At 53.9% G+C, this 14,953-nt stretch carries 13 protein-coding genes; 5 read left to right on the top strand and 8 right to left on the bottom strand.

Going from position 1 to position 14,953, the window contains the following annotated elements; genetic code table 11:
- Positions 1–19 precede the first annotated feature (19 nt).
- Positions 20–631: an LbetaH domain-containing protein gene (locus tag AC4IHP_RS08130; protein WP_490831409.1), complete on the bottom strand. Its 612-nt coding sequence runs from the start codon at positions 629–631 to the stop codon at positions 20–22.
- Positions 632–767: 136 nt separating this feature from the next.
- On the opposite strand from AC4IHP_RS08130, the gene AC4IHP_RS08125 reads away from it, so the two are divergent.
- A complete protein-coding gene (locus AC4IHP_RS08125; RefSeq protein ID WP_490831408.1) occupies positions 768–1,067 on the top strand; it encodes a hypothetical protein in 300 nt (99 codons plus the stop codon).
- Between the two features lie 43 nt (positions 1,068–1,110).
- Here the strand turns inward: AC4IHP_RS08125 and AC4IHP_RS08120 are convergent, their stop codons facing one another.
- On the bottom strand, positions 1,111–2,013 hold the full coding sequence (locus tag AC4IHP_RS08120) for a bestrophin family protein (protein ID WP_024012629.1): 903 nt from the start codon (positions 2,011–2,013) through the stop codon (positions 1,111–1,113).
- Between the two features lie 790 nt (positions 2,014–2,803).
- On the opposite strand from AC4IHP_RS08120, the gene AC4IHP_RS08115 reads away from it, so the two are divergent.
- Positions 2,804–4,216 (top strand): AAA family ATPase, encoded by a 1,413-nt coding sequence (locus AC4IHP_RS08115; RefSeq protein WP_490831407.1) that lies wholly within the window; start codon positions 2,804–2,806, stop codon positions 4,214–4,216.
- A complete protein-coding gene (locus AC4IHP_RS08110; protein ID WP_490831406.1) occupies positions 4,197–5,078 on the top strand; it encodes an HNH endonuclease family protein in 882 nt (293 codons plus the stop codon). The genes AC4IHP_RS08115 and AC4IHP_RS08110 overlap by 20 nt, the downstream gene beginning before the upstream one ends.
- Before the next feature lie 109 nt (positions 5,079–5,187).
- On the opposite strand, the gene AC4IHP_RS08105 is transcribed toward AC4IHP_RS08110, so the two are convergent.
- The 4 genes from AC4IHP_RS08105 to AC4IHP_RS08090 all read right to left on the bottom strand — a co-directional run bounded on the left by AC4IHP_RS08105 (position 5,188) and on the right by AC4IHP_RS08090 (position 8,881).
- Positions 5,188–5,349 (bottom strand): hypothetical protein, encoded by a 162-nt coding sequence (locus tag AC4IHP_RS08105; RefSeq protein ID WP_490831503.1) that lies wholly within the window; start codon positions 5,347–5,349, stop codon positions 5,188–5,190.
- Between the two features lie 490 nt (positions 5,350–5,839).
- Positions 5,840–6,382: a P-loop NTPase family protein gene (locus AC4IHP_RS08100; protein ID WP_490831405.1), complete on the bottom strand. Its 543-nt coding sequence runs from the start codon at positions 6,380–6,382 to the stop codon at positions 5,840–5,842.
- 84 nt (positions 6,383–6,466) lie between these two features.
- Entirely contained in the window at positions 6,467–7,777 is a 1,311-nt protein-coding gene (locus AC4IHP_RS08095; RefSeq protein WP_490831404.1) for an NTP/NDP exchange transporter, read from the bottom strand.
- Positions 7,778–7,834: 57 nt separating this feature from the next.
- Positions 7,835–8,881, bottom strand: coding sequence for an SDR family oxidoreductase (locus tag AC4IHP_RS08090; protein WP_490831403.1), 1,047 nt, complete (start codon positions 8,879–8,881; stop codon positions 7,835–7,837).
- 145 nt (positions 8,882–9,026) lie between these two features.
- On the opposite strand from AC4IHP_RS08090, the gene AC4IHP_RS08085 reads away from it, so the two are divergent.
- Positions 9,027–9,944 (top strand): LysR family transcriptional regulator, encoded by a 918-nt coding sequence (locus AC4IHP_RS08085; protein ID WP_490831402.1) that lies wholly within the window; start codon positions 9,027–9,029, stop codon positions 9,942–9,944.
- 343 nt (positions 9,945–10,287) lie between these two features.
- Positions 10,288–10,962, top strand: coding sequence for a hypothetical protein (locus AC4IHP_RS08080; protein WP_460118613.1), 675 nt, complete (start codon positions 10,288–10,290; stop codon positions 10,960–10,962).
- A 136-nt stretch (positions 10,963–11,098) separates the two neighbouring features.
- On the opposite strand, the gene AC4IHP_RS08075 is transcribed toward AC4IHP_RS08080, so the two are convergent.
- Positions 11,099–13,705, bottom strand: a complete 2,607-nt coding sequence (locus tag AC4IHP_RS08075) for an AAA family ATPase (protein WP_460118615.1) — start codon at positions 13,703–13,705, stop codon at positions 11,099–11,101.
- 257 nt (positions 13,706–13,962) lie between these two features.
- On the bottom strand, positions 13,963–14,475 hold the full coding sequence (locus AC4IHP_RS08070) for a nuclear transport factor 2 family protein (RefSeq protein WP_490831401.1): 513 nt from the start codon (positions 14,473–14,475) through the stop codon (positions 13,963–13,965).
- Positions 14,476–14,953: the final 478 nt, after the last annotated feature.

Genomic DNA, 14,953 nt, shown 5'->3' with positions numbered 1-14,953 from the left:
TCCGCAGGAACATTTCGTTTTAATCGTAGGCAAACTGGTCAACTAACCCCAGGCGAGAAACACGTGTGTGGGGCCGCAACAAAGCACCAGGAGCGACCACGGCGTTTGCGCCAATCTTGCAGCCGTCACCCACCAATGCTCCGAACTTGCTGACGCCTGTGTCGATCACCTGATCTTCATGGCGGATCCTGATATCGGCCCCGTCCAGTTCGTTCCGGTAATTGGCGATGATCGCGCCGGCTTCAATATTGACCGCTTCGCCGATCAATGAGTCGCCGACGAAGTTGAAGTGAGCGAGTTTGCTGTCATCAAGCATAAAGGTACTTTTTAGCTCACAGCTGGGGCCAACAATGCAGTTGCTGCCGAGAAACACACCACCACGAAGATAAGCGCCCGCTGCTACAAAACAGCCCTCGCCGATGATGATCGCGCCTTTCAGAACAGCGCCTTGCTCGATGACGGCGGTTTCATGAACTGCGATATTGCCTTCACGCCGGTACCCGGAACCGAGCGTTTCGAGCAATGCAAGGATCCGGCTCTCGCAATCCTGGGTCACCGCCCAAGGGGCAGTCGAGCCCAAGCCCAGCAAAGGCCAGCGGGCGATGTAATCATCGATAATCAGTGTTTTCATAAGAATTTTCCGTACAACTGAAATTGGTATGCGATGTCCTGCACCATCATGGGCGCGGTCAAACTGTCGACGGTTGGAACGACCCACTGTGCCTGCTAGTCGTACCTGTCTACGAGCATTCTTCAGGTACGGCGCAATGGATAAGACAATCACCGTGGATCAACTGGCAACCACTGATCTTGAATCAATCAACGAGATATGGCTCGGCGGGACCCATACCCAGTTATGCCTATGGCGTGCTGAACAAGTCTTCACCCACGAAATGCTCAGCGAGGGAACCCATGATCAAAATGTTCGACGCCTGTGCTTGCAATTGGTGGATCCCGACGATCGTGCCGCAGTGGCCCGTGTTGAGGCGGTAGCGCGCGAACGACTCGAAGAAATGGGCAAGCAGGGCGAGTTTTACCCGGCCGAGGCGGCGGACACTCGTCAATAGTCACTGCGCATCTGATGAAAAGCGCTGCTGCTAAAGCAGCGCCTCAAGCGGGCTCCTCAACCCTGCGCACATCCCCCAACGAATCACGCTGCATCGATTGCAGATTCTTTTCGATGGTTTCGCACAGCGCTTCCATCTGAATCTGGTGTTCGCTGTGGCGAAACGGGCTTTGCAGGTCGGTGCCGATGCGCTCGATAGCCAGCAGCATGAATCCCACCACGGTCGACGCCAGCGGCGTGAACCAGCCGAGGGATTCGACCAGTCCTATCGGGACAATCAGGCAGAACAGCGAAATGAACAGACGCGGAAAATAAACATAAGGGTAGGGCAGCGGGGTATTGGCGATCCGCTCCATGCCGCCTTGGCTGTTGGACAAGTCCACCAGCGTCGACTCAAGCCGCGCCAAGCGAATACTGTCCAGATGTCCGGCCTTGTATTCGCGAGCGAGCAGCGTCGCCGAGCCGGTGAGGATATCGTTGGCAAAGTTATTGGTTGTGCCACTGCGGGCGAATTCTTCGGCGGGAATAAACGCCCGCACCTCGTCGGGACATGGCTGGCCCTGTAGGTGCGCGGCGAGGCAATTGACGTAGGCGACGTGGCGGCGCAACAGCGTGGATTTGACCGGATTCACTTCGCCACCAGCGTCGTCCAGCAGCGTCAGCACCTGCCGGGCGAAGCTGCGGGAATTGTTGATCATCGATCCCCACAGCGTTCGGGCTTCCCACCAGCGGTTGTAAGCGCTGCTGTTGCGAAAACTGATCAACACGATCAACGCTGAACCGAGCAAGGTCAGCGGCATCAACGGCAGGTTCAGTTTGGCGTTGAGAAACAGCATGAAGTCGACGGTGACGGCGATGTCCCAGAGCAGCAACCAGAACAAAGACCAGCCCACGTAACCCAGGGTCTTGATGATCAGACGGTATTTTTTGACGATGGCAGCTTTCAAACGGAAACCTCGTGGCGAGCAGTTTGCTTAAACGCTTAAGCTCGGACGATGATTTTAGGGGAAGGTTCGGCTGGCAAAATGTTCGTCATCGTTGGCGGACGGTGAAGTCGACGAAGTGTCGCCGGCTGTGCGACCGTTCAAGCTGATTTTGACGACGTTGGATAGCCTTGGCGAGGGGCCGAGATCCTTACAAAAAGGTTCGCTCCGAAATGTAAGGCGAGTATCACAATGTTTGAGTGCTTTCAGGGATGATGGATTATCTGGTGAGATAGGAGCCGCTTCCGACCTCAAGCAGACATCCAACCCTACTGATGGATATAGGGTCTACAGATCGCATCTGGCTTGGCAGGGCGCGGTTTTTGGGCAGTTGCCCTGATGCTGTGTATCAAGCTCTAGCATTGCAACGCTACTTCTTGCGCCTCCCGCAATGACCGAGGCTCCCACGGAGGCGCGGCACGCGAGTGAACTGGGTTTGAGTATTCCTCATAGTCAGGCATTGCTCAACAATATAAGTCTTCGCGAAACCCCGCTTTGGGTCTGATTTGTAGTCGTAACCGTTTGTGAAATCAGGTGGCGATTCGCAGAGGATAGGTCCAGAACGGTTGAGATAGACTGCAAAAAAGGAAAGTAAACTGTATCCTCTCCTCACCACTAAACTTCACACGGTCTGGCTGCCAAGGGTGGCGCATTTGCAACAAGCTGGAGCTCGCTCGCGCAGCCAGCATTGTTTCACAATACCCCGTCTGAGGCTCCGACCAGTCCACCGAGCCAGTATCTTGATGAGGCGAATATGTACATCCGTTCTCTGAGCGTTAAAAATCTTAAAAGGCTGCGTGACTTAACTCTTGACTTCACTGACTCGAACGGCAATCCGCGAATGTGGACGGCTATAATTGGAGAAAACGGAACAGGGAAAACCAGCATTTTGCAAGCGATTGCTTTAGCGTCGGCGGGGACTTTGCGAGTTAATGATTTAGCAAGTAACGCTTTTGCTCATCTCGTTGATCGGCGCCACAAGAATAAAGAATCTCTTGAAATTATAGCTCAATTCAGCTTCACTCCATCCTCTATTGCTGATCAGAGTTGCCATCCACTCTATGATGGAAAACCACCGTTAGATTTAAAGCTAACATCCCGCGTTAAACTTAATCCGAAAGAAACGTCGCTTCGCGCCGATGCATGGTATGGCGAAGAAAAAGACTACTCCGAAAAAAATCCGGACCCACTCGATAAAGCTAGAGCGCAAGAATCACACTTATGGTTCGTAATCGGCTATGGGGTGCGCCGAACGTTACCGCAGTCTGCTAGCGTACCACAACTAACCCGACCATCCGTTGACAGAATGAAACCTCTGTTTGATCCAGAGTACCCAATTGTCAGCACTAGTTTTCTTGTGCATTATGGCAGTCGCTCAGCGAAAGCCAGAATGTACGCAAATATTCTAAAGCGCACGATTATCGATACAGGCATCCTGCCTGAAGACATTGCTGATCTTGAAATGCGAGGTCAAGGGGGAGTATCTAAAGCCGCGGACCTTCTGGATCGCGACCGTTTTCAACAATCGATGGGGAAAAGCACGGTTAAGATTCCTGGCGTTGCATTAGCTCACGGCTATCAATCGACCATTGCTTGGATTGCCGACCTAGTGGGAAATATTCTGCTAGAAGCAAATAATAAACTCGAACCCCACGATTTTGAGGGGCTCGTTTTAATTGACGAAATAGATCTCTACCTTCATCCAACTTGGCAAGCTCGGCTAATCCCCGCCCTTAGAAAAACCTTTCCTAAGCTTCAATTTGTTGCTACTACCCATAGTCCAGTTGTTTTGGCCACTCTTGCTCCTGACGAGATTATTCGAGTCCAATCAGATCCCCTCTCAGGTGATGTTCATCGGATTGCTCCCGATACGCAAACAGGAGAATGGGAAGAGGTCGACGATTTTACCCATATCGACAATCAGCCGGATCCTCGCGCCATGACGGGTACAGAAATGTACCAAGAATATTTCGGGTTAGATCGACTTACGCTTAATGAGTACGGTGAAGAGCTACGCAGTTATACGGCGCTTGCTACTAATCCATATCGGACTAAACATCAGCAGATTAAAATGGCAGTTTTACGAGAGCGGCTAGTTACTGCGCTTGTAAATGACTTGGTTGTTCCTGTTGATGTTGAAACTGTGGATGAAAGCAAACGTGATTAGGCTCAATATGGGGGGTGAGCCGATTGAACTGACAAATGAACGGAACGTCCGATTGTCTGAGGCTATTGCTGCATTTAATCTTCATGGTCAGGATCACAAAATTTTTAAAGACCTTCTTGATGAGGGGTATAGAAAGTCGACGATAGATGAGTTGTATTCTCGGCAGCACCAGAAGTGTGCTTTTTGTGAAAGTAATGAAGAAAAAGTCTTTCGGCCGGTTGAGCATTTTCGCCCCAAAAAACTTGCTCAGGATAAAGTTAATGGCGAATGGGTTAGCGTCAGCACTCACTATTGGTGGATGGCATGGACTTGGGATAATCTATTTTTTAGTTGTCAGAGTTGTAATATGTCAGGAAAAAAAGGAAATAAATTTCCGATACGGCCTGGCACATTAAGAGTGGTGGCGCCGACAAGGCCGGTGGTTGGGGCCCTTCAAGATTTTCATTATGATTGCACGGCAGAGCAAAGGCTTCTTATTGATCCGAGAATAGACGATCCGTTTGATCATTTACAATGGATACCTACTGATCGTCGCTTAAATAAGACTGCTTGGAAATGGACGCTTGAGGGTCTAGATGATCGAGGCGATATGACGATAGAAGTTATGTCTCTTACAGATCGGATAGATGTGGTTAACCGACACTTGAAGGCTCTGCGACTTCTCTGGATAGAGGTAGAAAAACATATTGCCTATGGGCGCGGGTCCAGTGCAATAAGGAGTTGGGATAGTCTCGTAGCACATTTCATAGATGATCTATTTCAGCCATACCGAAACGCTGCTTGGTGGGCGGCCGATTCTTTATGCCCTAAAGATTACCGTACACGCCACGGACTGCGTCACCCTGTTCGACCTGTAGGCTAGGAACTTGCGGTTTGCTCTCCCTGTCAGTGTATGTTATGCGTGAGAAACTGATCAACCGGAATGCTTATGTGGCCGATAACAGTCGCTCCTGAACGACCGTTTCGGCCACTTAACGATTTGCGTGTCGCTGCATTCGAGGTCGTTGCAACTTGATCAACTCTTGTACTGTCGGTCGCTGCCATTGGTGCTGAGCATAATCCTCTAGCTCAGCCAGTACGGTGTCCCTGAGTATCAACCGCTTCAGCATCATTGGGAGATCAACATCGGCGATAGACCAAATACCAAAAGAATAGTTCGTGATGTTGGTGAGCAGATATTTACCGACATCATTTCTTGCTCCGCCTCAGCCGACGCTGACAAAGGGCCGCGTTTGAGGCCGTAAACGCACGGGTAGTGGAACGCTGCTTTGGAATGGGAACCAAAACGCAGCTTAGTCCCGCTTGAACTTGCCTCGCCGCGCCACGCTCTATAGGGGCTGAGGGTATACCTTTGCCTAATTTACTACTGCACTCAGTGGTTGCCGATCACTTCGATGACGCGAAGTCGCCAGCACGAGGATGGGTACTCTCTGCGTCAGCGAAAGACGGGCGTAAATATTTGCCTGGCCCTCCTTCATGTCCGGCCCAAGAAACTCATCTCCAACTCAGTCCCGTTTTCTCGGAGTGTTACAAAAGGCGACACTGCATTTATTTTATTTATTGCGGAACGTGGTGATGAAGCATAGTCGGGCGCCGTACAAGCGTTGGTGAAACAGTCAACCGTCAGTCAATCTGCCCAGCTTGGCCATTGGCAGGGCCAATGCTTTCGAGAAAAATCCTCGTCTGCCGATTCGACTGCAGATGAACCACCCGGCAGGCTAACGGCGCCGTCGACACGAAATGGCGGATTTTGGTTCGGGATGTGTTTCTCGTCTGCCACATGAACCGGAGGAACTCCGGCAGGTTCCCCAGCAATTCGGGGCAATTCTCCGGCAAGTCAGGCCGAGACTGACCGCGGTTGAGCAGGGTCCGGCGCAGTACGCGCAAGAATCGAAGCGTCGCCGAACGATCAATCCAGATCAGCAGATCAGCACGGGCCACGCGGTTTTCCCAAGTGGTTGAATGGCCACCTTCGAATATCCAGCGATCACGCGCCTCGACCTCCAGGCAGAGTCGGGTCTTCTCATCCGGGCTTCGCTCGATCCAGCCTGGCTGCCAATGGATCGTGTCGATATGCACGACCGGCAACCCCGTGCGCTCACCCAGCTTGCGCGCCAACGTACTTTTGCCAGACCCAGGCTGACCAACAATCATCACCCGTTGCATCGAAGCTCCTTCTCGCTCTGCAAGCTGATTTTTTGGGCGGGCGATTCTACGGCAATGCCTGTCTCAGTCAATGACTCTTGAACGCTACGCTGGGGTTTGCCGCGCTCCCGACACCCGGGCTCGGCGGTCCGCCCGTTCGCCGAGCCGCCATCCCAGCAGACCCCACAGCAGTGCACACAACGCGCCGACCAGCGCTGCCATGCCTGCACCCTGGCTTAGGGCGTCCAGCGCGCTTTTTGCCCAGGCACTGATGGCGTCGCCGGCGCGGTAGACCACGGTATCGATGAAGTTCTTCGCCTTGTACTTGCTTTCGGCATCGAGCGGGGCAAACAGCATCTCTCGGCCTGGGCGCACGAAGGCGTACTCACCGATGCGGCGCACGATCATCAGCGCGGCGATCAAGCCAAAGCTGGGCGCGAAGATCAGTCCGATAAACCCCGCGCACATGACCAGCGGCACCATGGCCAACAGCACGCCGACGCCGAGCTTTTGCGCGAGGCGCCCAGTGATGAACAACTGGCAGAGCAGGGCGCCCGCCTGCACGACGAAGTCGATGATGCCGAACACCCGCACCTGCGCCTCGCGGTCCGGGAAGTGTTCGGCGACGACGCGTGCCTGCTCGAAGTAAAGGAAGGTGGAGACTGTCGCCAGCAGCACCACAAAACCGCAGATGCCGAGCAGATAGGGTGATTTCAAAACGGCCGTCATACCGCTGAAGGGATTGCCCGGCAACGGCCTGCGAGGGCTTTCGCTCGGCGCGGCATCGGGGCGTCCTGCGCCACCCCGTTCACGCCACTGCATCAGCTGGCGCTTGAACCACATCGCAGCGCCCAACAGAACAGCGGCCAGCAACATCAGGCCGGACTCACCCAGCGGACCGATCAGCAAAGCGCTCAACGCAGGGCCACTCAGGCCGCCGACGCTGGCGCCCGCCGCGATGAACGCGAACAGACGTTTGGCCTGGGCACTGTCGAATACATCGGCCATCAGGCTCCAGGCGACCGATACGACAAACAGGTTGTAGACCGATATCCACACGTAAAACACGCGCGCCAGCCACGGGCTTTCCTCGCCCAGGAACAAGGCGGCGAACAACAACAGATTGGTGCAGAAGAATCCGTACACCCAGTCCACGAAATACAGGCGCGGCACGCGTGCGCTGAGCCAGGCGAACAGCGGCACGGCCGCCAGCATGACCAGGAAGGTCGCGGTGAACAGCCACTGCAAGTTCTCGACGCCGGCAGTGATGCCCATCGATTCGCGGATCGGACGGAGCATGAAATAGCCGGCGAACAGGCAAACGAACAGCAGAAAGCCGTTGAGCGCAGGGCGCAGCTCGTGAGCCTCGGCATTGATGATGGCGCCGGCGCGGTGGGCGAGAAGAGACGTATCCATGTTGCGCTCCTGTGGGAGTGGCGGGGCAATGGCACGGGGCCTGCCCGTGCCGGGCGGTCAGCGGTAGGTGACGCCGGTCAGTCGCTCGGAGAGTTGCCACAGTGTGGCCGAATTCGAGCGATCGGCAGCGGCCGGCGGCATCTTGGCGAAGCCCAGCGGCCCGCGCTTCTCGTTATCACCGGTAGGCCCGTAGTAGGCACCGCCAACCGCCTCCAGCGCCGTCGCCGCATACAGCGTGGGCAGCGCGCCCTGTGCTGCGGAATGATACATGTCCCGGTCTACCGCCCATTGTTTGCCGAATTGGCTGTCCAGGCCAGGCCCCCGGGCGATCAGCTCGGTCACGGCAACGCCGGGGTGCGCGGCGATGCTGCGTATCCCCCAACCGGCGGCATCGCTGCGCTGCTGCAGCTCAATACTCCACTTCAGAACCGCCAGTTTCGATTGGCTGTAGCTGGCGAAAGGGTCGTAACTGCGCTCAGCCTGCAGGTCATCAAAATTAATGGTTGCGCGCCCTGCGGCGATGCTCGACAGGCTGACAACTCGAGCATCGTCGCTTTTGCGTAGCAGGGGCATCAGCAGGCCGGTCAAGGCGAAATGCCCCAGGTAATTGGTCGCCAGTTGCATCTCGTAGCCATCGGCGGAAACGCCTCGAACAGGCGGCGACATGATCGCGGCATTGTTGATCAGCACGTCGAGCCTCGGCAGGCGCCCTTGCAGACGGTTGGCGAGGTCGCGCACCGATTGCAGATTGGCAAGGTCCAGCGTTTCGAATTGCACGCGCGCCTCGGGCACGGCTTGCTTGATCTTCGTGATCGCTTCGCGGCCGCGCTCGGCGTTGCGTGCGGCGATGATCACCTCGGCACCGGCGCGCGTCAGGGCCAGCGCGTCTTCATAGCCCATGCCGCTGGTCCCTCCGGTGACCAGCACGATGCGGCCTTTCTGGCTGGGCATGTCGTGGGTTGACCAGTCCGGCTTCGGCTCCGTTTGGGGAGTCGCCTGCGCAGCCAGTGTGCCGATCAGCGCGGAAATGGCGAACAGCGATCGGGCGGCCTTGAGAATGCGTTGGGTCGCGGTATTGCTCGGCGTAGCGGGTGAATGGCTCATCGGGGAAATCTCATTCGCGTGACAGGTTCCCGGTTGGCGGGGCGAGTGAGCAGTATCGGTGTACGAATGCGCGAGGATAAGCCGGGCATTGGTGGATGGCCCGTACGGTATGGCGTACAGTCGGCCGCTTGCGGAGGAAGCGTCCATGCGTAAACCAAATCTTACCGATGTGTCGATATTTGCTGCGGTGGTCGAGGCGGGGGGATTTCGTGCTGCCGCGCAAAAGCGCGGGCTGTCCGCCTCGTCGCTGAGCGATTGCATGCGTCGGCTGGAAAGCGACCTGGGCGTGCGCCTGCTCAATCGAACCACGCGCAGCGTCACGCCGACGGCGGCAGGCGAACGATTGCTCGAGCGCCTGCGCCCGGCCTTGCAGGAAATCGACGCCGCTTTCAACGATCTCGACGACGATGCTCAGCGCCCGGTCGGCACGCTAAAGCTCAATGTGCCAGTGCCGGTGGCACGCTTTCTGTTGCCCGACCTGCTGGCGCGTTTTCTGCGCCTTTATCCAGGGGTCAGTGTCGAAGTCGTCATGGACAACACCTTTGTCGACGTCAATGCTGGCGGGTATGACGCCGGCGTGCGCTATGAAGAGAGCCTGGCCAAGGACATGATCGCCGTGCCCATCGGCCCGCGTCGCCAACGCTTCGTTGCAGCCGCCGCCCCGGGCTATCTGGCTGAACGCGGTACGCCCACTCACCCCGAAGAACTGCCGGGCCATGACTTGCTTGGCCATCGCTTCGAGAGTGGCAAAGTCGGCGTATTCGAGTTCCATCGAGACGGCCGTATCGTGCGTGTCCCGCCTCAGGGGCAACTGCTGACGTCGTCGCACGATCTGAAAATTCGCTCGGCCATCAACGGACTGGGCATCGTCTATACCTTCGAGGACTTCCTGCGCGAGCCACTCTCCGATGGTCGACTGGTGCCGATTCTCGAGGACTGGTGGCAGACCTTCGCCGGTCCGTTTCTTTACTACCACGGCCGCCGCCACATGCCTTCGCCGCTGAGGGCGTTTGTGGATTTTTTGCGGGGGGAAGGGGACATTGCGGAGAGTGCAGGTGTTTGAAGCGCCGTTTCGTGAGGCGAATACATGGCCTGGCAGCAGAGCGCCCATGGCGACGGGGAGCAATCGGCCATTAGCGGACGCTCACAAGCGACCGCTACCTGCCATAATTCAACGTTCGATGATGTGATAACCGAAGTTTTTTCAGTGAAAAATAGAACCATTTTCTAGTGTTAGACCAACCGTCGCATTCAGGCATGTGTAAATGTTGGATTCCAATGAGCTAGATTTTGTTCTTCTACCTTTTTCTTTCAAGGATAGCACTGCCTTTTCGCGTTAATCGCTGGTATACCTTTCTAAGCGGTTGCGGGACAAGCCATCAATGGGTTGAGAAAAGTGAGCGTGCATGAAGGACATTAAAATAGTCAAGGCCAGTAAAGAGTTGCCTTTAGAAGACGCAGTAGAGGCATTCATCGACACCTTCGTAACCAATGAGGCTTTTGGCGAACTTCCCATAGCGGGGTCCGCAATAGGTATTTTTAAGGCTTTCAGAACATACAAAAAAGAGAGGCTCAAAGAAAAGCTGAAGGGATTTATTGAAGGTGCTGATGATTTAAAGCAGGGGGAAATCTCAAAATTCATAGCAGCTAGGGATCCTAAAGATGATCCTTTACTCTCCGAACATCTATTAGAACTTATTGAACACGCAGAATCCGAGCAGAAAGCCAAAATGATCGGCGTTACGTTCCGCAGACTTGTTAGAGATAAAATAAATCGAAGTCAATTTGCAGATCAAGTGCGCTTTATAAACAGCATATATATAATTGATATTTTTACATTTATGCATGGGTATCATAATCCGTACATTTTTGACGATGGCTTGGGAGATATCTTGGTAAATCATCGTATTTGTAAGCGCAGTGTCAACCTTGCAAGTCGAGACAGAAATTTGCTTAGTCAGGAAAAAGAACAATACATTAAAATTGCTTACGAAATTACAGGTATTGGTAATGCATTCCTAAAAACTTTGCACGACGCTTATAAAGATAAAATTGAAAAGAAGAATCTTCTGGAAGATTGATGCAGCTACAGCCTTTAGTAAAGATCTCTAAATACTTATTTCAGTCACCAGTGCGACCAGAGTGAAGTGTAAGCTTCGCTCCGGCCGCCGTATGGCATTGGCTATAGGTAACAAGCAGTCGGCGTTTCAATGTGGGTCAGGCCACTCGCTTCGAGTACCCCTCTATCCAGTCCGCAAGCGATCGCATATCTGTTTCGAGCTGGGCGAGTTCGGGGGGTACCGCTGGAAGATCGTCTGCTTGAGAATGCTCATACACAGAATATCGTGTCATCAAGTCGTCTATCAGATCGCAATCCTCCTGAGTGATGTTACTTAGCTGCCTCAGTAGCCCTTTGGTCATCACTTCCCTGCGGAATCGCAGCACGACACTGTTCAGCATTACCACCTCAACAGTGCGCTCCACGATGATCCTGAAGTCACTGCAAACACTCTTGGCCATGAGGTCGTAGCTTTCAGCATCGCCCTGTGCCTGGTGCCTCTTGAGTTGGGCTAAGTTCTCATTAAGTAGCTTGTTGATAGCCGGCTTCGGTTTCGAGTCTCGAGCACTTTGTCCTGTCAGAATGCCGGACGTTTTGTCGAGACGTCGAAGCGTCTGAACGTTAAAGACGATGTCTTGTATATCTGGATGCTCCTTCACTTTCTTTACTGCGGATTCCAGAAGTGTCACCAGCGAAAGCCTGTGGGTGAAGATGATGACCTGGCGGGACTGCGCCAAATCTACAAGGCGCGCGACAACTCGCTCCTCAAAATCTTGATCGAGTGAGGAAATCGGGTCATCGAAAATAAAGGGAGCTACTTGATTGGAGCCAGTAATATCAGCTAGGAATGCAGCCAACGCTACAATTCTTGTCTCGCCCTCACTGAGAATTTGTTCTGGTGGGCGGGCTCCTTTCGCGCCAACGAGTATCAGTCCGAATGTGGTTCTGCCTTTACCGACTGTTTTGCTTTGAGGGGCTACAGGCAACCTCGAGCCACCTAATAGTTTCAGTTCGGCGGCGAAGCGAGTTTGATATCCTGCCTCCACCTCGGATTTCGCCAACTCGTTGTTCTTGATAGTGAGCGTGTTGGTTGCAGCAAGCCGGATGGCTTTTCCGTACTGGTCAACAGCCAACAACCTGTCCCGTTCGGCAACGACTGCAGGTTTGTTTTGCGACAGCCATTGCAGAGCCTTCAGCTTAAGAAGTTGCGCCTCCATTTGCTGTCGTTTGCCGTCTTGAGAAAGCTCGTTCAACGACTTTTCTTCGCCAACTAACTGATCTGTTACTTCTGCCAGTGCTTGATCTACTAGTGACCAGTCGAATGGGGTCACATTTTCGACTTTTTCAGCGGTCTCGAGATCGGAACGTCTTTCCACCAAAGTTTTATGCAGTTCGATGGCCTGCTTTTGATCCAGTTTGATCAAGGCCATATGAGCTAACCAGTCCTGTTCCTTCGGTGATTGGGGTAAGGCTTGTAAAAAGCCCTTATGTTTGTCTTCTGCTTGTTTTGCGCTTAACTCTAAACCTTCGGTAACAAATTGCTCAAAGTGGGTCAACCGATGGCCAGCATCCTCATTGAGCTCTTGCTGGCAGAGCACACACCTTGCCTGCTCACCCACAACAGGAAATGGTTGACCAGGGTAAGCATGATTTTGAGAAAACAATCGAGCTTGGGCCCATAACTGTTGCCACACCGCTTCGCCGACTCCTTCGAGTGGAGTTTCGGAAAAAAGTTGTTGAGCAAATTTTTGAGCCGCTTGCCGCTTGCCCTTTGCATCAGCGTTGGCACTTACGATGATCTGCGCTGTTTCGTTGGAGAGCTTATCCTTGAGTTGGCTCATAGCTAGCCGAACTGTTGCCAACCCCTGCTTTTCTTTCGTGATTGATGCCAGTCGCCCCGCCACGTCCTTCTGGGCCAGCGCACCTTCTGTGATAATCCGCTCAGCATCGTGCTCGGGAGTGTACGTACAGAATCTGTCGATGACGGCATCAGTCGTTGCAGACTTAATACTCGCAAGCCACTTACCTTCCTCAGTGATTTCCAAGTCCGCTGGGAATTGTGGCAATACGCTCAGCAGTGCATTTTTCGATGCGGTGAGGTGCTGATTAACCCTGTCTGACACTGCGATCAATGACGCCACGAATTTCATTTGGCTTGGCTCGTAGCTGGCCTCGTTTTTACCCATGTACTGGGTGGCCGTTCTGGAGTCAAAAATCTGGGCGTGACGAAGTAAAGGATCTGCACCCTGTGCCAGCGTCCATTCAATAGTTCCTTTCTTTTCTCCTGCCGATATTTGGAAATTCGCCTTGCAGGCCTCAGGTTCTTCAATGAAGACGTTAGGGTGAATTTCGTCTTTTGACCTTGAGCCGCATGCCTGTTTCAGGAGGCGTGCATATCCGCTTTTTCCTGAACCATTTTGACCGTAGAACACTGTGATGTTGCCCGAGCCAAATGGTAGTGCTGCGCCTGATTTGATCGCATTCAACCCGTAGACATCTGAGATCCCTTCTATGCGTATGGCAGGACGACTGGCAGCGAGTGCCAACGAGCCTGGCGATACGGTGCAGAAGCCTGGGTCCTGTTCCTTCTTCGATTCAATCATGCACAGCCGGGCAAGCTCTCGGATCTGGTCGTCTGTTGGTGGCTTCTTGGTCTCGATTAGGTTCTTGGCAGCTGTCTGTAACCACCGGCTTCTTTCGCCGAGCCAAATTTCAAAATCGTCGGCAACGGGAGCGTCTAGCCCATTCAAATCTGGTACGACCATTGAGATCTCTCCTTGAAGACACCGCGGACGAACCGAGTATAGGCCAATAGTGGCGAATTGCTTTTGGTGCGGTTTGACCAGAAGTCCGTAAGCGTTCGCCATTAATAATCTGAAAGGAAAGACTTTTGCTTGTAGCCGTTAGTGGCCACTTGGGAGCGTCCGCTTCTGGCCGAAAGCCGACATCCGGTGACCTGCCCACACGTAATATCTCGCAGTTTCCTACAGGCAGATCCTTCAGCCGATTCTGGCAGGCTTATCTATTCAAGATCTCCCGCTTGAAGCGGAATTCGCCTGATAACGTCGTCGTAAGGCACCAGATCGAGAAAGGCAGTGACCTCAACTGCCTGCAGATTTTGCATGCGCATGATCCATACGTAGCTGTTGCGATAAGGCGCGCCGTCGGCTGCGGTGGCGGTGCCGTCCCAGTGCACAACGACGTCATCGCCTTCAGTCCAGATATCCGTCACCGTCGGGCGGACGGGCGAGGCGAGCCGTTTTGCGAAGGGTTGGACTGCGCGTTTCAGGAAGTCATCTCGGCCCCGATAAGTACCCGCCGAAGGGCTCGTCCCCTTGATTGTCCAGATCACATCGGGAGACAGCACATCTGTGAAGAACGTCCGGCCGCCTTGAGCCCACTGGCTGAACGCTTGCGCAATGAATTGGCGATTGCGTTCCGTAGTCGGTTCGCTGGCCACGGCGGGCGTCGGCCCTGCGATGAGTGTGGTGAGGACCAGTGCTAGCGCTGTAGAGAGGCGTTGAACAAACGTCATTTGCTGTGCTCCTTAATCTGTCCGATGAGCCCCGTCGAGTTGGATGGGCCGTTGTTGTTATCTGTAAGCCGCTAGTGGCGTTTTCCCGCGCCGTTGTTCTGTAGGGGCATTGGCGAAGAACCGTCGGCGCGGGGCATTGATTGGCCGGAATTACCTCTGGGCGTCATCTGAAGTGTGACTTACGAGCGGAGGAGGGCTGTTGCACGATCGTCCTGACTTCTTGCTTAATCATCCGATACCAGATGTTTAACCGCCGCATCGCCACGTTATGGAGTTGTGTTTGAATTCCCTTTCAAACCTTGTCGATATCGTTGGTCGTCACGCCCGGAATGACGGCATTCACATTCCGGGTGTAAGACTGATTCGTTTGGTTACGGCCACGATGCGTAAGCCGGTGATTTACGAGCCAATACTCTGCATGATCCAGCGAATAGATCAGTCTCTTTTTTGTCCGCCAGCTCCCCTGAGATCCTATGAT

This window comes from Pseudomonas sp. UF-293 (assembly GCF_058245595.1).
The sequence above is the reverse complement of the archived record's forward strand: the minus strand, read 5'-3'. Positions and strand labels throughout refer to the sequence as shown.

Bases quoted from the DNA above. Each gene is read 5' to 3' on its own strand.
- AC4IHP_RS08130 (WP_490831409.1), bottom strand. From the start codon at position 631: ATGAAAACACTGATTATCGATGATTACATCGCCCGCTGGCCTTTGCTG.
- AC4IHP_RS08125 (WP_490831408.1), top strand. From the start codon at position 768: ATGGATAAGACAATCACCGTGGATCAACTGGCAACCACTGATCTTGAA.
- AC4IHP_RS08115 (WP_490831407.1), top strand. From the start codon at position 2,804: ATGTACATCCGTTCTCTGAGCGTTAAAAATCTTAAAAGGCTGCGTGAC.
- AC4IHP_RS08110 (WP_490831406.1), top strand. From the start codon at position 4,197: ATGAAAGCAAACGTGATTAGGCTCAATATGGGGGGTGAGCCGATTGAA.
- AC4IHP_RS08100 (WP_490831405.1), bottom strand. From the start codon at position 6,382: ATGCAACGGGTGATGATTGTTGGTCAGCCTGGGTCTGGCAAAAGTACG.
- AC4IHP_RS08095 (WP_490831404.1), bottom strand. From the start codon at position 7,777: ATGGATACGTCTCTTCTCGCCCACCGCGCCGGCGCCATCATCAATGCC.
- AC4IHP_RS08090 (WP_490831403.1), bottom strand. From the start codon at position 8,881: ATGAGCCATTCACCCGCTACGCCGAGCAATACCGCGACCCAACGCATT.
- AC4IHP_RS08085 (WP_490831402.1), top strand. From the start codon at position 9,027: ATGCGTAAACCAAATCTTACCGATGTGTCGATATTTGCTGCGGTGGTC.
- AC4IHP_RS08080 (WP_460118613.1), top strand. From the start codon at position 10,288: ATGAAGGACATTAAAATAGTCAAGGCCAGTAAAGAGTTGCCTTTAGAA.
- AC4IHP_RS08075 (WP_460118615.1), bottom strand. From the start codon at position 13,705: ATGGTCGTACCAGATTTGAATGGGCTAGACGCTCCCGTTGCCGACGAT.
- AC4IHP_RS08070 (WP_490831401.1), bottom strand. From the start codon at position 14,475: ATGACGTTTGTTCAACGCCTCTCTACAGCGCTAGCACTGGTCCTCACC.